The 20,237-nt window shown below is 63.1% G+C and carries 14 protein-coding genes and 4 pseudogenes; 8 read left to right on the top strand and 10 right to left on the bottom strand.

The window, feature by feature from the left end; genetic code table 11:
• Window positions 1-25: 25 nt before the first annotated feature.
• Window positions 26-754, bottom strand: coding sequence for a DUF3102 domain-containing protein (locus tag HL671_RS34410; RefSeq protein WP_246579629.1), 729 nt, complete (start codon window positions 752-754; stop codon window positions 26-28).
• A 280-nt stretch (window positions 755-1,034) separates the two neighbouring features.
• On the opposite strand from HL671_RS34410, the gene HL671_RS34405 reads away from it, so the two are divergent.
• From HL671_RS34405 to HL671_RS34395, 3 genes and pseudogenes are all read left to right on the top strand, one after another.
• Window positions 1,035-2,024: a dienelactone hydrolase family protein gene (locus HL671_RS34405; protein ID WP_210264220.1), complete on the top strand. Its 990-nt coding sequence runs from the start codon at window positions 1,035-1,037 to the stop codon at window positions 2,022-2,024.
• Between the two features lie 37 nt (window positions 2,025-2,061).
• Window positions 2,062-3,834: an ATP-binding cassette domain-containing protein gene (locus tag HL671_RS34400; protein WP_172242808.1), complete on the top strand. Its 1,773-nt coding sequence runs from the start codon at window positions 2,062-2,064 to the stop codon at window positions 3,832-3,834.
• Window positions 3,835-4,183: 349 nt separating this feature from the next.
• Window positions 4,184-4,381, top strand: a pseudogene (locus tag HL671_RS34395) (transposase); the annotation flags it as partial.
• Between the two features lie 206 nt (window positions 4,382-4,587).
• Here HL671_RS34395 and HL671_RS34390 read toward each other — a convergent pair.
• Window positions 4,588-5,803 (bottom strand): annotated as a pseudogene (locus HL671_RS34390) (IS256 family transposase).
• 62 nt (window positions 5,804-5,865) lie between these two features.
• Between HL671_RS34390 and HL671_RS34385 the strand changes: the two are divergent.
• A pseudogene (locus HL671_RS34385) lies at window positions 5,866-6,384 on the top strand (transposase); the annotation flags it as partial.
• Window positions 6,385-6,547: 163 nt separating this feature from the next.
• Here HL671_RS34385 and HL671_RS38605 read toward each other — a convergent pair.
• Together HL671_RS38605 and HL671_RS34375 are read right to left on the bottom strand one after the other, a co-directional pair.
• Entirely contained in the window at window positions 6,548-6,820 is a 273-nt protein-coding gene (locus tag HL671_RS38605) for a transposase (RefSeq protein ID WP_246579620.1), read from the bottom strand.
• 664 nt (window positions 6,821-7,484) lie between these two features.
• Entirely contained in the window at window positions 7,485-7,823 is a 339-nt protein-coding gene (locus HL671_RS34375) for a LexA family protein (protein ID WP_307768966.1), read from the bottom strand.
• Here HL671_RS34375 and HL671_RS39240 point away from each other — a divergent pair.
• The 4 genes and pseudogenes from HL671_RS39240 to HL671_RS39225 all read left to right on the top strand — a co-directional run bounded on the left by HL671_RS39240 (window position 7,816) and on the right by HL671_RS39225 (window position 8,974).
• Entirely contained in the window at window positions 7,816-8,043 is a 228-nt protein-coding gene (locus HL671_RS39240) for a hypothetical protein (RefSeq protein WP_374050090.1), read from the top strand. The genes HL671_RS34375 and HL671_RS39240 overlap by 8 nt on opposite strands.
• Window positions 7,992-8,144, top strand: a pseudogene (locus HL671_RS39235) (helix-turn-helix domain-containing protein); the annotation flags it as partial. The gene HL671_RS39240 and the pseudogene HL671_RS39235, both read left to right, overlap by 52 nt.
• A gap of 37 nt (window positions 8,145-8,181) precedes the next feature.
• The gene (locus tag HL671_RS39230; protein WP_374050089.1) at window positions 8,182-8,367 is read left to right on the top strand and encodes a hypothetical protein; all 186 of its coding nucleotides are present in this window, start codon (window positions 8,182-8,184) and stop codon (window positions 8,365-8,367) included.
• Entirely contained in the window at window positions 8,342-8,974 is a 633-nt protein-coding gene (locus HL671_RS39225; RefSeq protein ID WP_374050088.1) for an IS630 family transposase, read from the top strand. Before HL671_RS39230 ends, HL671_RS39225 begins: the two co-directional genes overlap by 26 nt.
• 748 nt (window positions 8,975-9,722) lie before the next feature.
• On the opposite strand, the gene HL671_RS34365 is transcribed toward HL671_RS39225, so the two are convergent.
• From HL671_RS34365 to HL671_RS34340, 6 genes are all read right to left on the bottom strand, one after another.
• Window positions 9,723-10,067, bottom strand: a complete 345-nt coding sequence (locus HL671_RS34365) for a hypothetical protein (protein ID WP_210264219.1) — start codon at window positions 10,065-10,067, stop codon at window positions 9,723-9,725.
• Window positions 10,068-10,229: 162 nt separating this feature from the next.
• Window positions 10,230-11,561: a lysine N(6)-hydroxylase/L-ornithine N(5)-oxygenase family protein gene (locus HL671_RS34360; RefSeq protein WP_172242805.1), complete on the bottom strand. Its 1,332-nt coding sequence runs from the start codon at window positions 11,559-11,561 to the stop codon at window positions 10,230-10,232.
• A 13-nt stretch (window positions 11,562-11,574) separates the two neighbouring features.
• Complete coding sequence (locus HL671_RS34355) at window positions 11,575-12,675, bottom strand: GNAT family N-acetyltransferase (RefSeq protein WP_250173270.1); 1,101 nt, start codon at window positions 12,673-12,675, stop codon at window positions 11,575-11,577.
• A 74-nt stretch (window positions 12,676-12,749) separates the two neighbouring features.
• Window positions 12,750-14,471, bottom strand: coding sequence for a cyclic peptide export ABC transporter (locus tag HL671_RS34350; RefSeq protein WP_172242802.1), 1,722 nt, complete (start codon window positions 14,469-14,471; stop codon window positions 12,750-12,752).
• Complete coding sequence (locus HL671_RS34345) at window positions 14,471-15,451, bottom strand: alpha/beta hydrolase (RefSeq protein ID WP_172242799.1); 981 nt, start codon at window positions 15,449-15,451, stop codon at window positions 14,471-14,473. Before HL671_RS34345 ends, HL671_RS34350 begins: the two co-directional genes overlap by 1 nt.
• Before the next feature lie 7 nt (window positions 15,452-15,458).
• Window positions 15,459-20,237, bottom strand: a 4,779-nt coding sequence (locus HL671_RS34340) for a non-ribosomal peptide synthetase (protein ID WP_172242796.1), incomplete at its 5' end; no start/stop codon positions are given.

Below are 20,237 nucleotides of genomic sequence, written 5' to 3'. Positions count from 1 at the left end.
CCGGGAACGATCTGAAGTCGCCGCACTATGCGACCGTCGTGAACGCCTCGGCGAGCTTGATGGACAGTTCCGGGTCGTTGAGCATCGTGCGGTTCGTCATGATCGATTTCACGCGCATGAACTCATCTTGCGATAGCTTCTGGAACAGGATCAGAACGGCCTCTCTGAGAGCCTCTTCCCTAGTCGGGATCACAACCTCCACGTCACCGATGCCGTTGGAAGCATCTCTCGTGACCTCGTCGCTGCAGAGCAGCTGCGTCGACGGCCCCCTCGTTTGCAGCTGCTTCAATTCCTTCTTCACGGTCGCTGGTGCGATTTTTTCGCCCGATTCGAGACGTCGAAGAATATCCTCGGCATATTCAACTGGTGTGCTGGAGGCAGACAAGATGAATAGCAGCGTCGACGGAAGACGTGCAACAACTGAGCTTTTTCCTGTTGCCCAATGCGCGATACGCATATAGGCCTGCGCCGTCCGGGCCGGTATTCCGACCTCTTGTTCAATCCAGCGAATGAACTGGCCGTGACTCAGATATCGCTTCGCCGCGATCAAGTCCTTGCCGACCTGAATCGTGGTCGCATGCACATACTTTCTTATTCGCTGTGCATGCCCCGTCAAAAAATTGGCAACAGATCTATCGAGAGTACTATAGTCGAACCGATCGCTGCCTTGGCATGCTGGATAACTGTACGGACCTGGGCGAGATGAATTCTGATTGACGACGACCTTGTCTGACGGCGACAGATTTTGAGCCATACGCTGCAAGCATGCTTTTCTAGACAGCCTAAGATTGAGTTTCTGTTTAACGAATTCCCAGTCCTCGTGCAACCATTTTCGCGACATCAAGTCGCACGGGGGCGCTCAACTCTCCCTTGCACAACTACCAATCATCTCTTTTCGGCGAAATCATAACTAACACGAGCAAGCGATACTCTCGAATGCGCTTGCGACTTGTTTCTGTTGAAGCACCTCGATTACAGCGTTAAATTGTACGGAGTCTACTCGTCCTGAGGCGCCCCCTCTCTGAAGGTGGAACGTGACCTTGAACCGCTTCTGTATCGCAGCCCTCTCTGTCTGGTTGACATGTTGCGCACCGTGCTTCGGCCAAAACGCCAGTCACGTTTTATTGATTCCGTTTGCAACCACCACGAGCGCCGACAATGATGTTCTGATGGGACAGACCGGCGGCACGCCAGCGACGATTGCCGGCGAATTGAGACTGCCACGATCGCAGGATCCTGCGTTCCCCGCGGTAATCCTGATTCCCAGCTCTGACGGCGGCAACCTTGCTGTCGAGCGCTGGGCCAATGCGCTGAACAAACAGGGAATTGCGACCTTCACGGTCGACTCCTTCAGCGGGCGGCGTTTCAATGCAGGGAAAAGTCAAGTTGACCCTCCCACACAGCGCCTTTTTCAGATTCCCGATGCATATCGTGCCCTTGATCTGCTTGCTAAGCATCCGCGCATCGACGCAAGCCGGATCGCGTTGATGGGATTTGGTACGGGCGGAGTCGTCGCGCTTTACGGGCGGCTGGAGAGGTTTCGAAAAGCGTTTTCTACGGGCAGTGCCCGGATTGCCCTGTTCATCGGATTGTACACGCCCTGCAACATCAGCCTGGTCGACGAGACGGAGCCGAGTCAGGCATCGGTCCGATTATTTCACGGCAGCTCTGACGACTGGTTTCCAGTATCCGTTTGCCGCGACTACGTTGCCAAACTGTCGAATGCGAATATCGACATCGTCCTCCGGGAATATCCCAACGCGTACAACTCCTTCGATAATCCGGACCTGAAGCATCAAGTGTTCCTTAGCCAATTCGCAACGGCGCGCGGCTGCCGCCTTGAGGAAAGGGCTCGCGGCGATTTCGTTAACCGCGATACTGGAAAGGCCTTCGAGCCGAAGGACGCGTGCGTCACGAGAGGAGTAACTTTCGGCTATGACCGCGAGGCGGCGGCTATAGCGCGCAGCGATGTGACTGCCGCGCTTGCGAAGATCTTCGATCTCACGCCCCAAAAGGACGATTGAGAGCGTTTCGGGTTCTGTCCACATGCGCTGAGTTCCGATGCCGTATTTCCGCGCCGTCTTCGAGCAGCACAGGCAACAAGCTGAGTCCAATCGGCAATCCAGGCGAGAGGAACTCAACACCAAATCCCAGCCCCGATTCAAGCTCGCGATCGGGCTCGTCGCAGGGCTAAGCTGCTTACGTGGCCTGCTAAACCTCGGCGTTCCTTTAGTGATCGCTTCGATCTATGAAGTCAGCCGGAAAACGCAGAGCTTGCATCTGTTGTTGGAATTGTTCGGCACAATCATCGTCATCCACCTGTGTCAGGCCACGCTTCGCTTCATACGGCTTCGCGTCATACGGCGGCTCGCAATCGACGTGGATCAGCGTTACCGTGAGCTAGCACTTCCTCACATCGTCGTGATCGACGCGCCTCGGAGGAGCGAGAACGTTTCTATGCGCGACATCGAAACGATCCGCACATTTCTGCTCGGAAACGGATTCGTCAGCTTGTTCGATACACCTTGGGTGCTGATCTATTTCGCGGTTCTGGTGCGTATCAATATTTGGCTGGGAGTGCTCTCTGCGTTGTTTACGGCATTGGTCGCAGGCTTCGGTATCGTGCAACAGTACAATCTGGCGCGCCTTCGCAACGCCGCCCTTCAACGCACCAAACCAGCAATCAACAATCCCGGCGATCTTCTTAGCCGTGCCTTCGTCCCGTGGTCCCACATTCAACGCACATTGATCGACGACCATTGCGAAAGCCAGCGTATTCGCTGGAACGACTCGTTGCCCGACGACGCGCTGAACGCGCTGTCTCGTTCCTTCAAGAGCGTCTACGTGGTCGCCGTGCTGGGCCTCGCATCATATCTCATGATGGCACACGATGCATCGGTCGGCACGATGATGATCGCAGCGTTTCTCGCTCCCCGGATCGTCGATCCAGTCGATACGCTGATCAAGAGTTGGCGTGACATCAAGGGTGCGCGGTCCGCTTGGCCTCGGTTGCGTTCTGCCGGACGCGTAAGCACGCCGTCGCCCGTCGGATATCCTGGGATGGGCCGACCTGTGCTGCAGGCCGACGATCTCACGATCGAAACGCCAGGTACCCGGATCACCATTTTGCAGGGAGTTAGCTTCAGGCTCAAAGCGGGCGAGGCGCTGATGGTGGTAGGACGAACTGGAGCTGGCAAGACTGTTTTTGCAAACACGCTCGCCGGGTGCCTACCCACACGGCGGCGGTCCATCTCGTTCGGTGGCGTTTTCCTTGAGGATATCGCCCGCGACCAGCGCGTCGAATGCATTGGCTATGTCCCCCAAAGAATCGAATTTTATCACGGCACGCTCGCCGACAATATCGCGCGGTTCAATCCTGAGCCTGACCTGGATGCTGTCGAGACAGCTCTTGCAGACATTGGTCTCAGCGAGCTGGCTCCGCTGGCGGGGACGAATATCGATCAGGTTACCGGGTCTGCTTCTCCGGGCGTTCTGAAGCGGCTTGCTATCGCAAGAGCCTTCTACAAGGCCCCCCCCTATCTCCTGCTAGACGATCCGGAGGCAGGTCTGGATGAAGAGGCACTGACCCAGCTTAGCGAGCTCATCGCTCGGCACCGGCAGCGCGGCGGCATCTGCCTGCTGTTTTCAACGGGGATACGCTTCTCACACCCCACACCCAGAGTGCTCGGAGAAGAGACGTCAACGCACCACGCCCTGCTTTTATTTCCGTGGAAACGACTTCAGATCGACGCCGACGATCCGCAGTTACCGATGATCCGAACCAAACTGACGAGTCGGTTCAAACGACAAATGAAGACTGCAGTTGATCAATGAACAGCGCAGTCCGGCAGCTCACCATTCCTCGTGACAGGCTGGCTCATCGCCCAGATTAAATAAATCGCTGTCTACGACCATAAGGATGAGTTGTCTGCGAACTAGTGTCGTGAACCGGAAGTTCGCGGCATCGCGTTGAGTTCTGTTGGGGCACTGTGTCGGCTGAAGCGCTCGATGGAAGCAAGGATGTCATCGGCTGATTTGGTCCCTCGGAAGGGTTTGGGATCGGCGTCGTGCCGGTCGATGAGCGAGGTGATATCTGCCCTGAGGGCGGCGATGCTGGGTCGTGTCCTCGAGCGTGGTTGAGCTCGGTAGAGCAAAGCCGTCCGCCCGCGCGTTCCCCCATAGCGTGCGCCAGAACGGGCGCATTGTCTCGGTCGCGGTGATTGTCGCAATCGGCGTCAACCGCGACGGCAGGCGCGAGGCGCTGGGCATGGACGTCGGCCCGTCGGAGGCCGAAGCGTTCTGGACCGCGTTCCTGCGCAAGCTCGCCCGCCGAGGTTTGCGTGGCGTCAAGCTCGTGATCTCGGATGCTCGCGAGGGAATTTCAGGAATTTTGTGTAAGGGGTGTCCGTGAGGGGTGAAGTTGATGTCGCGGGATCAGGACTGAGGCGTCGACGGCATGGTTGACAATTTTGCTTGGCGGTACCGAGCGGTCAAGTCCCGAAGCCGCGAAGCGATGCGCCGCAGGCACAGGACTTGACGGCGAAGGGGCTCGCCGAGCAATCATCATCGTTGCCGTGATGCCGTTCGTCATCGCGTCGTTCCCGCGAAGCGCTCGCCGAACTGGATTGCGAACTGGCCCATCGCGGCGGTCCATTCGACCGGGCGTCGCCAGCGCAGCCGGGGTTCCTGATCGCAAGATAGAGCAGCTTCAACGCTGCATCGTCGTTGGGAAAGCTGCCGCGCGTCTTGATGATCTTGCGCAACGAGCGATGCAACGCCTCGACCGCATTGGTGGTGTAGATCATCTTGCGGATGCCTGGGGGGAACGCAAAGAATGGCACGACGTAGTCTCAGGCCCGCCGCCAAGCCGCTCCGATCGCCGGGTAGCGCTTGCCCCACTCGGCTTCGAACTCCTCGAGGCGGACGAGCGCTGCATAGGCGTTTTCAGCCCGATAGATCGCCTTGATCGCGGACAGGATCGCCTTGCGATCCTTCCAGGACACGAAGGCCAGGCTACTCCTGATCAGGTATACGATGCAGGTCTGTACCACGTTCTGCGGGAATGCCGACGTGATGACCTCCGGAAAGCCCTTGAGCCCGTCGACCATAGCAATCAGGATGTCGTTGGCGCCGCGCGCCTTGAGATCGTTGACGACCTTGAGCCAGAACTTGGCCCCTTCGGTCTGCTCGATCCATAACCCGAGCACGTCCTTCTCGCCGTCCGGGTTGAGCGCCAGCGCCACGCAAACAGCCTTGTTCTTCACCAGGCCGTCATCGCGGATTTTGACGCGCAGTGCGTCGAAGAGAACCACGGGATAGATGGCTTCCAGCGGCCGGCTCTGCCATTCCCGCACCTCATCGAGGACGGCGTCGGTGACCCGGCTGATCAGGTCCGGTGAGACCTCGGCGCCATAGAGCTCGGCCAAATGGCCCTAGATTTCGCGCACCGTCATGCCGCGGGCATACAGGCTCAGGATATTGTCGTCGAAGCCATCGAACCGCGTCTGTCCCTTGGCGATGAGCTGAGGCTCAAAACTGCCGGCGCGGTCTCGGGGGACGGCAATCTCGATCGCGCCTTCCTCGGTCAGGATCCTGTTGCTGCTAGTACCGTTGCGACTGTTGCCGGTCCCGCGACCTGTCGGATCGCCCTTCTCGTAGCCGAGGTGCTCGCTCAGTTCGGTGCCGAGCGCTCGCTCAATGCTTTATTGAGCTGCTTGAACAGCCCGTTGTCTCCCGTCAGGTCCTTCGGCTTTTCATGGTTAGCAAGAAGTTGATCAAGTAACTCAGGTGTTATCGTCGTCATGTGAGTCTCCTCGGAACGGTAAACTCATAGAAACCTCCTTACACGCTCTTTCTGACACCCTCGCTCGCGAGGGCATCAAGGCCACAGTATCCCAGGTGCTCAATGCCACTTGGCAACGTTGTCGCGTTCACTTCATGCGCAATGCTCTCGCACATGCTGGCAAGAGCGGGCGCCGCGTGGTCTCCACCTTCATCGCCACGGCCTTCGCCCAGGACGACGCCGAGGCAGCCAAGACGCAATGGCGCAAGGTCGCCGATCAGCTCCGTCCCAAGGGGCCCAAGCTCGCTGCCCTCATGGATGAGGCCGAGCCTAACGTGCTCGCCTATATGAGCTTCCCGGCACAGCACCGCGCCAAGCTGCACTCGACCAATCCAATCGAGAGGGTCAATGGCGAGATCAAGCGTCGCGCCGAGGTCGTCGGCATCTTCCCAAACGAGGAGGCCATCGTCCGCCTCGTCGGAGCGATTCTGCTAGTACAGAACGACGAGTGGGCCGTCCAGCGCGCCCGCTACATGACGCTGGAAACCATCGGGCCTTTGAGCGATGGTCCCGTTACAGGCCTGCCCGCCGTGGCAGGCTAACCAGCTCGACCCGCACCGGAATTGCCCGGTGACCCACAATGCCAGCTACACCACTCTATGGGACATGATCCGACGCTGCGATAGACTCCGCGCCTGATTTTCTTTTCGGTGAGGATAGCGAGGAAGCGCTCGACCTGGTTGAGCCATGACGAACTGGTCGGAGTCAGGTACACATGCCAACGCGGTCTTCGGCGAGCCATTTCCGGATAATCGGAGGCTTATGGGTGGCGTAGTTATCCATGACGAGATAGACGTCGAGTTCGCGCGGCACGGCAGCTTCGATCTCGTCGAGGAACCTGCAGAACTCAGTAGCACGGTGCCGTCCGTAGCATTTGCTAATAATCCGTCCTGTCGCGATGTCGAGGGCGGCGAACAGGAATTTGGTGCCGTGCCTCTTGTAGTCACGGCTCTTACGTGCCGGCTGGCCGGGACGCATCGCAGCGTCCGTTCACTGCGGTCCAGCGCCTGGATTTGGGATTTCTTGTCCACACACGGAACGATGGCGTGCTCTGGCGGCGAGACGTAAAGGCCGACAATGTCGCGTACCTTGGCAACGAAGTTAGGGTCGGTCGAGAGCTTGAACGTTTCCATTCGGTGCGGCTGGAGCCCGAAGCCCGCCAGATACGCTGTACTGTCGACACCGACAGACCGCTGGCCTTCCATGCCGCGGGAATTCCAATGAGTAGCGTTCTCGGGGCAGCTTTCCAGCGTCTTCACGATCACGGCTTCGACCCGAGTATCGTCAACGCTGCGCGGCGCCCCAGAACGCGGCTCGTCGTGCAGACCAGCCATGCGCTGCTCCACAAAACACCGTCGCCACGTGCCCACCGCTTCCCGTTCCAGGCCTAACTTGACTGCTACTTCCGTGTTTTGACTGCCTTCCGCGCAGGTCAACACGATCCGGGCTCCAGAGACAGCCCCTGCGCGGTCTTCCGGCGCATTGTTAGCGACTTTAGTTCAGCTCGCTCGTCATCGCTCAATATTAGGAGAACAAGCGGCCGGGCCGACAGCAGATCCTCCGTCGCTCTGCAGCCACCATCTCTGGCATAGCGACACGAACCTATTGCGAATCCACGATTGCGAACTTGTGAATCTGGACACTAGTACCTGACACAGAGGTTTTGACCGATTGATCGGAGTCCTGCAGAATCGGCAGGTGTTCGGGTGCGACGAGGACTTGGATGCTGCGTGAGGCGCCCCGTGCTAATGAATTCGGCGCGCTCGAGCGTGAGTATCATCTGGTGCACTGTCGGCGGCGTGACGCCGAAATGGTGCTGGATGTCGCGTTCGGCGGGCGGCCGCCGGTTAAGGCGGGTGTAGGCGTCGATGAACGTCAGATACCGGCCCTGCTTGGGAGTGAAGCCGGGCGCTGCTTTGCCGTACATTTGATTGATCGGCCGATTCAGCTCGGCCTCCAGGACGGAGGCCGGGATGAACATACGCTATCACGTCGATCTGAGCTGCGCCGAGCGGGCGGAACTGGGGCTTTTACTAGCCGGAGGTAGCCAAGAGCTACGCAAGCTCAAGCGGGCGCAGATCCTCCTGGCAGCCGATGCTGGGATGAGCGACGACGACATTGCCACCACGTCGGCGTCGGCCATTCGACGGTGTATCGGACCCGTAGGCGTTTCGTCGAAGGCAATCTGGTTGCCGCCCTGAGTGAGGAGCCACGGGCCGGTGCGGAGCGCAAGCTCACCGACAAGCAGGAGGCCCTGCTGGTGGCTACCGCCTGCCTCGAGCCCGCCTGCGGGTCGAGCGCGTTGGACGCTGGAGCTTCTGGCCGACGAGATGGTCAGGTTGACGTCGCACGAGAGCCTGTCGCGCGATACCCTGCGGCGGCGCCTGGCCGAGAACGATCTCAAACCATGGCGCAGGCGCATGTGGTGCGTGCCGAAGATCGATGCGGAGTATGTCGCGCGCATCGAGGATGTGCTTGATCTGTACGCCGAGCCATCAGATGCGTCAGCCCGTGATCTGCTTTGAAGAGAGCCCGGTCCAGCTCATAGGCGAGACCCGGCCGCCGATCCCGGCAAAGCCTGGACAGATCGAGCGCTACGATTACGAGTATCGGCGCAATGGCACGGCCAATCTGTTCGTGTTCATCGACGTGAACCGTCCCTGGCGCAAGGTGAAGGTCACCGAGCACCGCGCCGCCATCGGCTTCGCCCAGTGCATGCGCGAACTCGACGACGTGCACTATCCCAAGGCCGATCGCATTCGCGTGGTGCTCGACAATCTGTCCACCCATACGGCCGGCGCGCTCTACCAGGCGTTCCCGGCCGACCAGGAGCGTCGGCTACTGCGTAGTCTGGAGTTCCATCACACCCCGAAGCATGCCAGCTGGCTCAACATGGTCGAGATCGAGATCGGCGACCTCGTCCGCCAGTGCCTCGACCGGCGCATCGACAGTTACGCCCGCCTCGTCAAAGAGACCGCCGCATGTGAGAAACGTCGGAACGCTGAGCGAGCACAAATCAAATGGATGTTCACGCCCGAACAGGCGCGCGCCAAACTAGGCCGCGCCTATCCCAAAGTCCCAGCTGGAGCGACGAAAAAGCAAAGAGTCAAAACCTCTGTGTCGAGGTACTAGTCCTATGCCTCCCGCAAGCGTCAGCTCTGACCCAAGGCCTCTGTCCCCAAGGGTCCTCATCGTCGTAGCGGCTGAAGGTCTACATGGTCAGCGGGCTCTGGCTGATCGTCTTCAGGAGCGACCCCAGACGCTTGGCCCGGCATCTGCCGTCATGGACCAATCCAGCTGGGGAGCCTTTCGGCGCCTGTGTGCCGCCACCGCCCTTGCGATTTATGACGGAAATTTGAATGAATAACCCGGGCCGACGCCGGAGGGCAGCGAGATCGGATTCGAACCCAAATACACGGATTTTACGCTGGCGCTGTTGCTGGTATCGTCTACAAACGCCCAGAGCAAAATGATGTTAACTCAAACGCTTAGCTGTTTTGTTTGAAGCCGGCCAGGGGCACCATTTTGGATTTGGCATTTGCCCGCCGACGCTGCACGGACACGACATCGAGGCCGCCTTTGTCGGCGTCTCGGCAGCGGTTATGGACGTCGTTCGCGCGCGTCCGGCAGACGCTACAGTGCCGCGCGCATCCTGGTTGCGTCCCCTTCGCTATCCCGCCGCGCTGGCAGGCGACCTTCGACCAGAGCTGTTGTAAATCCCGGTCAGCCGCGCTCCCTGCGCCCTGCCTATGGCCGTCCCGTTGCGGCAGTCCTGGGCAAGGCGAACCGGCGCTTCGCGGCTTGCGTGCGCCATGGCTGAAGCCAGAACCCGGCCGTCATCCCACTCGCCGAGGGCCCTCGGCAGACCCGAACCGGATCGTCAGCCTCGCTCCTGAGGAGCGACCTTCGGATCCAGCGGGCGCCGCCGGGCCACCGGCCGTGACCGCCGAATGCGCCGCTTGCGAAACTCCAATCCGCACATGACGATGTCGATGCTCTCGGCCGGCCGCCGAAGGCGGCGGCCGTGAAAGCCGAGCCATTTCTCGACCTGCCTCAGCAGGACGCGATTGCCCCCGAAACGCCGCAGCAGCTCATCGCGCGTATGCAATGTCGCGATATCGACGATGTAATCGCGCTGCTCGGTCAGCGTCCGGCCGACCAGCCGCGCATGGTCACTCGATACCAACATATTCACGACCCGCTCAGGCAAATGCGGCTCAGCCATTTGACAGTCCTGCCCTCCGCCGTGCCTGCTTGCCGCTCAGGATGCCAGCCGGCAACATGCGCACTCACAGCGATCACCGATGCTCATCGGCCGTGACGCTCGATTTCCCTCACGGCCATCGCCTGGGCTCCGCGCCGGCCCGGAACCAGGTCACCACCTGCCTTAGGAGTAGACACGCTCGGCCAAATGCGGCTCCTGTTCTACCCCGCGTTGCGTCCCCGTGCTCGACATCAGTGCCGCCGTGATTTCGTGGGCGCGCATCGGCAGCACCGACAACAGCGTGTCGCTCAGACCGTGCGAGATTTCCGAGCAGCCCTGCAGATAGACCTGCGGGCGAAAGCCGGGGCTGGTCTGGAGACGATAGTCGCGCTCCAGCGCGCTGGTCTCGATGTAGCGGCTAATCGGATCGAGAAAGGCCGGGATCGGCGATCGCTCGTAGCCGGTGGCAAGCACGATCGCGTCATAGGTCGCGTGATGACGGATGCCCTCGTCCTTGTTTAGAAGCTCGAGCGCAATTCCGTCGCGGACGGCCTGCGCGCCGACGATCTCGCTACGGGGGTGGAGTGCGAGCCGCCGTGAGCCGCAGACGCGCTGCTGATAGGTCATGCGATAGAGCTGATCGAGCAGGTCCGGGTCGACGACGGCATAGTTCGTATTGCGGAAGCTGCGAATGATCGCGGCGCGCTGGCTCTCGTCGCGCGAATGGAAATGATCGATGTAGTCGGGATTGAAGATCTCGTTCACGAACGGGCTGCTGTCGGACGGTTTGAGCGCGTGCCCGCGGAACACGAGATCGATCCGGACGTTCGGATTCCGCTCGCTAAGGTCGAGCGTGACCTCGGCCGCGCTCTGGCCGCCGCCGATCACCGCCACGCGCGGCGCCCGGCCGCTCAGCTCGGCGATCGCGGATGAATCGAGGTAGCCGCTGGTATGCACGACCCTTCGGTCACCGGCGACCGACTGAAACACGGCCGGAACGTGCGGCACGCCGCCGACCGCGACCACGAGGTTGCGCGCGATGCGCGATTGCTCGGCCCCGTCCCCGGTCCGCGTGACTACGCGGAGCGCGACGACGGACTGGCCGGCGCTCACCGGCTCGACCGCAACGACCGTCTCGCCATATTCGACCATCGCGTCGAACTGGCCGGCAACCCAGCGCAGATAGTCGTTGAACTCGATCCTGCTGGGATAGAACGTCCTGCAATTGGTGAAGTCGAGCAACCGGCCCGATTTGTGCAAGTAGTTGATGAAGGTGAACGGGCTCGTCGGATCGCGCAGCGACACCAGATCCTTGAGGAAAGAGATCTGCATGTTGCTGCCGGGAAGCAGCATGCCGCCATGCCATTTGAAGCTCGGCTGCCGCTCGACGAACAGCGCGCGGCAATCCAGCCGTCGTTGTCGGGCACAATCCTCGAGCGCGATCGCCAATGACAGGTTGGACGGCCCGAAGCCGACGCCGACGACATCATAGTCCGGGGCGAGTTGATGCGACATGGGTGATGCTCCGTCAGCGTTGGGTCTCGAGGGGCGTGTCCTTCGCTGCCGGCTGCCACAGCCGGTCGGCAAAGAACCGTTCACGTAGCAACATGACCAGGGTTGCTCGCTTGTGCGGGAAGTCGAAGTTCTTGATCCGGGCAAAGCCGGCGCGGTCGAGATTGCGCAGCTGCTGGAGGTGAGCTGCCGCGGGCTCGCCGACAATGCGCATGGTGCGGTGATCGTCGAGGAACATGTAGTGCATCAGCGAGGGCAACCACGCAGTGATGAAGTCGCGGCCGCGAAACTCGTCCTCACCGACGATCACATGCCAGCCGCGATCGTGGTCGTCGGCGTCGTAGAACGGCGCGATGCGGTTCTCCTTGGCCCAGTACAGCTCGAAATAGCCGAAGGGACGCTCGCCGAAGCAGCCGATCAGCGGCAGCATGTGCGGATCCGACAGCAGCTTCGAAAGATACTGGCGATGCTTGTCGAGGTCGCCCGCCTCGTTCCAGAATGCATCCACGCGTGGATCGTTGAGCCAGCGGTGAACCAGTGCCAGATCGCGTTCGATGTCGACCACACGAAAGCTGACGACGTCCGACAGCCACGGAATGAAGCGCGAATAGACCCGGCCGGCTGGCTTCGGTGGCCGCCGCGGATGCCGTTTGCCGCCGGTCATCACGTAGGACAGCGGAAACGCCGGCCGGGCCGCGTCCGACAGCCAGGCCTCGCGCCGCTGCATCAGCATCTCCGGCAGAAGCACGGGCGCGCCATCGACGATCACTGCGAGGCCATCGCGCGCCAACGTCGATGCGGCCGCCGGCCGCCCGCGCAGATCGAGGACGAGTCTGTCGAGCGACGGATGCCAGCCAAACAGCGCCTCGGCGGCGGCGGAGAGCCCGCTCACCAAGCGCCGGGGATCTCCCACATCGCCGGACATGGCAACCGTGCCCCGATCTCCGTCGAACCGGAACGACAGCAACAACTCGCCGCCGGCGATCACGCGAACACTTTCATCATCGCGGACGACCGACATCGCGACATCCGTTCCGGCCCGGAAGGCCCCACTCCCTGCATCGAAGCTCGCGCTCATACGCCCCTCACCGCTTTTGACCTGCACGTGCTTCGCCACCAGCCGCTCCCGTTCAAGATGTAAATTTGTCGTCGCGCCGAAGACAAGCAGGCATGGCCCGCTCTCGATCTAGATTAGTTACAAAGCGGCTCGCTCACGCCCTCGACGGCTGGCGTGACGCCACCCCGTCCTGCAATCGCGACGTTGACGAACGCCGCGGCCTCGTCGACCCGTCCATCGCGGAGCCGAACGATGCGGTCCGCGCAGTGGAAGTAGCGGTCGTCATGCGAGATCACGATGATCGTCTTGCCGAGCCGCTTCAGGTCGGCAAGCAGCTCGGTATAGAAGACGTGACGGAACGCCGGATCCTGGTCTGCGGCCCATTCGTCGAACACCAGCACCGGGCGGCCCTCGATCCAGGCATTGATCAGCGCGAGGCGCTTGCGCTGGCCGGTCGAGAGATCCGTCGTCGAGAACGCGCCGTTCTCGACCGAGACCTTGTGGGCGAGCTCCAGCCGATCGAGATAGCGCTGCGCGATTTCCGGCGCCTGGCTGCCGGGTTGCAGCAGCGTATCGAACAGATAGTAGTCGGAGAACACAGTGGTGAAGAGCTGACGATAGTCGTCCCGCGTATCGCTGACGACGGGCACGCCGTCACGCAGCACCATTCCCTCATGGGGGACATAGAGCCCCAGCAGCAGCTTGATCAGCGTCGTCTTGCCACTGCCGTTCTCGCCGACGATGAAGATGATCTCGCCGCAGGTGATGCGCAGATCGATCGGACCGAGCACGAACGGATTGTCTCCGGCAGCCGCCTGGAATGCGTAGGAGACGCCGCGCAGCTCGATCGAGCCGACCCGTTCGCCGGCGGACTGCGCCGGCTCGTCGAGCAGATCCTGCTCGGCGGTTGCGAAACGCTCGGACAATTCGGCAATACGCCGCATCGCGACCTGCGCGCGCCCGAGCGACGGCAGCATGCCGATGAGCTGATCGATCGGTCCGCGCATGAACAGCAGCACGAGGACGAATCCACTGGATACGGACGACGGACTGTCCGGCCACAGCAGCGGCCGCAGCACGAGCGCAGCCCCGATCACCAGGAACAGCATCACGGTGCCGAGCGCGCGTGTGGTGACCAGCAGATTGATGGCGCTGATCTGCACGTCGCTGATCCGCTCGATGGTGCGCTGGATCAGATCGACATGCACGTGATGCCGGCGTGGGCGGTGCAGACGCAGCTCCTTGGCGCCCTCGGCGATCGTCCGGTAATGCTTCTGCAGATCGTCCTCGTACCGGCGGGCGAGATTGAACCCGGACAGGCCGCGCTGGCGCGCGCGGAAGTGCGCAAACGATCCGAGCGCGATCAACGCTGCCACGATCAGGAACAATGGCCACGACAGCACAGCGAGATAGACAAGGCAGCCGGCGACGATGACGCCGGAGACCAGGAAGGCCGGGAAATAGAAGGCGAAATCGCTGATCGCATCGACGTCCTTGGTCAGGACGGGAATCAGCCGGTGAGCGCGATAGGACTCCAGCTGATCGATTGGCGCCATCAGGATCTTGGCGGCCAGCGACTTGCGCAGCGAGGCGATGATGCGCTGGCCGACAACATTGGCGCTGATGTCCGAGCCGACCGATCCGATCACGATCAGGACGCAGAGGCCGGCAAACGATGCGACCAGGCTACCGACATCGCCGGAGCCGGCATAGAGCCCGCTGTTCACCACCGCGAGCAGGCTGGCGACGCTGGCGCCGCCGATGAGGCCGAGCACGAGGCCGCAGAGAACCAGCTTCCAGTACGGCCGCAGCAGGCTGCCGGCATGCACCATCCCCGGATTGGATGAGGTCGTCATCAGCGGCCAACTCCGGTTTGCCGAGCAAAGACTTCGGCGAGCCTGGCGCCGATTTCGGCGCGCGCCTGTAGCGCGTCCGGCACGACGTTGCCCATGCGCAGGAATTCGTGGATCATGCCGGGATAGATCTTCAGATCGACGGCGACGCCGGCCGCGCGCAGCCGCGCGGCATAATCCCTTCCCTCGGCGATCAGGGGATCGAACTCGGGCAGCAGCAGCATCGCAGGCGCGACGCCGGCGAGGTCGGGCGCGGCCAGTGGCGCGAAGCGCCAATCGTGCCGGTCTGCCTCCTGACGCAGATAGTGATTGAAGAACCAGTCCACGGTCTCGCGCTCGAGCAGAAAGCCCGACCCAAACGCCGCATAGGATTCCGAGCTCTGCTGCGGGCTGAGGCCGGGATAGGCCAGCACCTGGAACAAAGGTTGCGGCAAGGCGCGATCGTCGCGCGCCGCGATGGCCAGCGCCGCCGCCAGCGTGCCGCCGGCGCTGTCGCCGCCGACGGCGACGCGCCGCGCGTCCAGGCCGGCGGCAGGCCCCTCGCGTCCAAGCCAGGCGAGCGCATCGACGCAATCCTCGAACGCGGTCGGAAACCGATGCTCGGGCGCGAGCCGATAGTCGATCGACAACACGGCCACGCCGCTGTCGATCGCAAGTCCGCGGCACAGCGGCTGGTGCGAATCGAGGCTGCCGACGACGAAGCCGCCGCCATGCATGTAGAGCAGCACCGGCAGCGGCTCGGCGCAATCGGGCGTGCGGTCCGCATAGAGCCGGGCGGCGATCGCCGTTCCGTCGCGCGCCGGAAGCATCAGCTGTCTCTCATGCACGAGTGGCGGCGGATCGACGTCCAGCAACGGCGACGACGCGTCGAAATCGGCGCGCGCCTGCGCCGGTGTGAGCTGCGGAAACGGAATGCGCGCGCCGGATTCTGTTCCGAGCTGGATCATGTCGAGCAGCGCTGCAATGTCGGGATGAAGGCTCATGATCACCTCATTCTGCCGGTTCGGACTGCGGCGCCTGCACCGGCTGCGCTGCGCCGACCGGCTCGAGCCATGACCAGATGGACGAAAGGAAGGCGTCGTTGGCCAGGATCGCGAAGTGGTCATCACCGAGCACGCCCAGATCCACCGCTGCCGTCAGCCGCGCCCCCAGCACGTCGCGCTGCTCCAGCCGCCCGGATGTCCACCAGCAGGCCGGTTCGGCGAACAGAGCCGCAGGCCAGTCAGCCTCATAGGCGAGTCGCTTCAGATGCCGCCCCACCCTGAACGCAGCGACGATGTCATCCACGCCGAGCAAGCGGTCGCGCGCTTGCCGGTGCGTCGTTGCGATCGCGCTCGCGATCAGGTGCCTGATCGCCTCGTCCGTTTCAGGCGCACCGGCATCACGGAGCGCCGCGGCCTGCGACCTGATCGTTGCGATTTGCGCACCGGGTGCCGCCACGGACAGCAGCCCGAGCAGTTCGTCGGTCCAGTACTTTTCGGCGCGTCGCTCCGCGCGACGTTGCGGATCGGGAACGAAGCTATCGATCAACCCGAGACTCGCGACCTCCTTGCCGCGGCGCTCAAGTTCAGCGGCGACCAGACATGCGATCAGTCCGCCAAGCGACCAGCCGATCAGATGATAAGGACCGCTGTCCTGGGCCTCCATGATCTCGTCGGCGTAGCCGGCGGCCATGGCCGTCAGCGACGGGTCGGCGAAGGATGGATTGATCAAGGTGCGACATTGCACCCCGATCAGTTGGCGACGCCCCTCCACGCGGCGCGCCAACGGCGCATAGTCGAAGACGGTGCCGAAGCCGCCATGGACGCAGAAGACGGGCGCTATGCCCGACACCGACGCATTCAACGGCAGCAGAGCCGACGGCCGCTCGGGCGGGCTCGCGGGCGCGCCGAGCAAGGCACGGATCGTCGGCTTCTGCAGGAGATCGCGCAGCTTGATATCGCCGCCGAGGATCGGCTCGCGACGAAGCCGTGCGATCACCTTCAGGCTCAGGATCGAATTTCCGCCGAGTTCGAAGAAATTGTCGGTGACGCCGACCTGCGGCACTCCAAGAACATCGGCCCACAGCCGGGCCATGGCGATCTCGGCCGGGCTTTCGGGCGCGATGAACGTGCGGGCCGCCGCGGCATCAGGCGCCGGCAACGCCTTGCGATCGACCTTGCCGCTCGACAGCGTCGGCAGATGATCGAGCACGATGATTCGCGCCGGCAACATGTAGGCGGGCAGGCTCCGGCGCAACGATGCCACGAGGCTGGCCGATAGTCGTTCGGCCGACGCCCCAACGGCGTTGCGCGCATCCCTCGGCGCCACATAGGCGATGAGCTGGTTGCCTGCGACGCCGGGCATGGCGAGCACGGCGGCCTGCGCGACCGCCTGCTCCGACGACAGAGCCGACTGGATCTCGCCCAGCTCGATACGGAAGCCGCTGACCTTGACCTGGTCATCGCCGCGCCCGAGATATTCGATCACCCCGTCGGCGTCCCAGCGCGCCAGATCACCTGTGCGATACAGGCGTGCGCCAGGAGCGGACGAGAATGGATCCGGAAGGAAGCGCTCAGCCGTCAGGCCAGGCTTGGCATGATAGCCGCGCGCGAGGCCGGCGCCGCCGATATAAAGCTCTCCTGCTGCGCCGGCTGGAATCAAGTTGAGCTGGCCGTCGAGAATGTAGGCCGTGCGGCTGCCGACGGGAACGCCGATCGGCGCATAGGCCTTGTCGCAATCGGCGCTGCCATCGACCTTCCACACCAGCGGCGTCACGACCGTTTCCGTGGGTCCGTAGCCGTTGATCAGGATTTGCGGCTTCAGCGTCCGCTTCACCTTGTCGAAGCCCGCCTTCGGCATCGCCTCGCCGCCGAACGAATACAGCCGCACCGGCGGCGGATTGCCGCTCTGCTCGACCCAATCGGCGACCTGCTGCAGATAGGCCGGCGGCAGACCGAGATGCGTGACGCCATGCGCACGCGCCGTCTCGACCGTCTGTTCCGGCGTCCACAGCTCCGCATCGCGCATGACGAGCCGCGCCCCGTGCGACAGCACCGTGAGCCACCGCTCATGCGCGCCGTCGAAGGCGAGCGACAGGAAGTGCAGCTCGCAGGATCGGTCGTCGATCTGGTAGAGCGCAGCGGTCGCGCGGCAATGCATGGCCAGGGGTCCGTGCGCGACCGCGACACCCTTCGGCCGTCCGGTCGAGCCGGACGTGTAGATCACGTAAGCAACGTTCTCCGGATGCAGGCGCGGCTGCGGCGAATGATCCGGTCCCGACTCGAAATCGAAGCCGCCAAGGTCGACGCGCGACACGTCGTTCGGCGCGGCCACGTCGCGCGCTCCGGACAGCAAGAACAAAGCCCCACTGTCGCGCAGCACATAGGCGATCCGCTCGGGCGGCAGCTCCGGATCGAGCGGCACATAGGCGCCGCCCGCCTTCAGCACGGCCAGCAGCGCCAGCATCGTCGCCTCCGTGCGCTCGACCACGACGGCGACGCGCTGGTCCGGCGCGAGGCCGAGCGCGATCAGATGATGCGCCAGGCGATTGGCGCGGCGCTCGAGCGCGCCGTAGGACAGGCTGTCGCCGGCGATCGTCAGCGCCGTACGCTCAGGATCAATCAGCGCGTGTCTGCTGATCGCCTCATGCACGAGCGGAGCCGATGCAGCGGGCACGGCATGGGCGTTGCTGGCGCGCGCGTAAGCCAGATCCTGGCTGGTGGCCTGATCCAGCGCGCCAAGCAGCACCGCGGAGTCGTGCGTCAGCGCGGCGAGCAGATGCTCGAACTGCGCCCGGATCCGTTCCGCCTGCTCAGACGTGAAATGGCTGGGCATGTACGTGAACTCGACCTGGAGCGTGTCGTCGACCATGACGGACAGGTCCATCGGATAGTTGGTCACATCGACATTGCGCAGGCCCGCAAAGCGAAGCGAGCCATCTCCGACCAGGCCACGGTCAACCGGATAGTTCTCGAATACGATGATGCTGTCGAACATCGGCTCGCCGGCGCGGCCTGCCCAGCTCTGGATGTCGTAGAGCGGCGTCTGCTCATGGTTGCGGATCGCGGCGCTGCGGCTCTGCATCGCGCGCAGCCAGTCGCCGATGGCGGAGGCCGGCGGCGGGGTCTCGATCATCGGCAGCGTATTGATGAAGAGGCCGATCATCTGCTCGACGCCGTCGAGATCGGCAGGCCGGCCAGCGACCGTGACGCCGAAGGTGACGGTCTGCTGACCGGTATAGCGCTGCAGCAGCAGCGCCCAGACGCCCTGGATCAGCGTGTTCAGCGTGACGCGCTCGCGGCGGGCAAACGCCTTCAGGGCCGTGGTCGCGCTCTCATCGAGCCGCGTGGAGCAGCGAAGGTGCCCGTGCACTTGGTGCCGGCGGCCACCGAACGCGTCAGCCAGTTGCGTCGGCTCATCAAATTCAGCCAGCTGTCCACGCCAGAAGCGCTCGGCTTTCGTGGCATCCTGGGCCACGAGCCAGGCAATGTAGTCACGATAGTGCGACGGGCCGGGCCCGAGCTGCCGTCCGGCATAAGTGTCCAGGACTTCGCGGAGGAAACGCGCCGAGCTCCAGCCGTCCATCAGGATATGGTGATAGGTCCAGATCAGGCGGTGACACTGATCCTCGACCTGCAGCAGACGCACGCGCTGCAAAGGCGGCCTCGCGAGGTCGAACTCCGCATCCCGCTCACCGGCCAGGGCCGCCGACAGCCTGGCCTCGTCGACCGCCTGCCCGCGCCAGTCTTCAGTTTCGAACGGCACCACCGTGTGCCGGTAGACGGCCTGCAGCGGAGATCCCGACAGTTCGCGCCACAGAAAGCCCGTCCGCAACATCGGATGTCGCGCAGACACCTCCTGCCACGCCGAGCGGAGGCGCTCGACAGAGAGCCCACGGATCTCCACGCTGATCTGGTTGACATAGACGCCACTGCCGGCGTCGCGCAGGCTGTGGAACAGCATACCCTGCTGCATCGGCGACAACGGATAGAAGTCCTCGATGCGGTCCTCGTCGAGCCCGAGCCGCGCGAGCTCGTCATCGGTGAGGCCTGCCAATACACCGCGAGTCACGACCGCCGTCCGCTTGTCCTCCCGCATCGCGCGAGAGACATGCGCCAGCAGCTCGATGGTCTGGTGCCGGAACACGTCTCTCGGCTCGATGACAAGGCCAGCGCGACGCGCACGGCTGACCACCTGCAGCGAGATGATGGAATCGCCGCCGAGCTCGAAGAAATTTTCGGTGACGCCGACCTCGTCCTGATGCAGCAGATCGGCCCAGATCGCGGCGAGCGCCGCCTCGGTCGGATTGCGCGGCGCGACGCGCGCTCGCTCACTCGGCCGTGCATCGGGCTGCGGCAGCGCCTTGCGGTCGATCTTGCCGTTCGGCGTCAGCGGCAGCTGCGGCAGCACCATCACACGCGACGGCACCATGTAGTCCGGCAGCACCGGGACCAGCGCTGCGCGCAAGCTCGCGCCATCGAGTGCATCCTCGCCGCTGACATAGCCGACCAACTGCCGGCTTCCGCCCAGCTCCCGCGCCACCACGACACTGTCGCGCACCCCGGGCTGCTCGCGCAGCCGCGCCTCGATCTCGCCAAGCTCGATGCGATGGCCGCGGATCTTGACCTGATGATCGGCGCGGCCGACATGATCGAGCACGCCATCGGCGCGCCAGCGCGCCAGGTCCCCGGTCCGGTACAGCCGTGCACCATCTGCGCCGAACGGATCGGGGACGAAGCGCTCCGCGCTCAGCGACGCACGCTGCCAATAGCCGCGGGCGAGGCCCGC

The organism is Bradyrhizobium denitrificans, assembly GCF_013179005.1.
GTDB classification, from domain to species: Bacteria; Pseudomonadota; Alphaproteobacteria; order Rhizobiales; family Xanthobacteraceae; genus Bradyrhizobium; species Bradyrhizobium denitrificans.
Note: the sequence above shows the minus strand (reverse complement) of the source record. Positions and strands in the feature narration are given on the sequence as shown.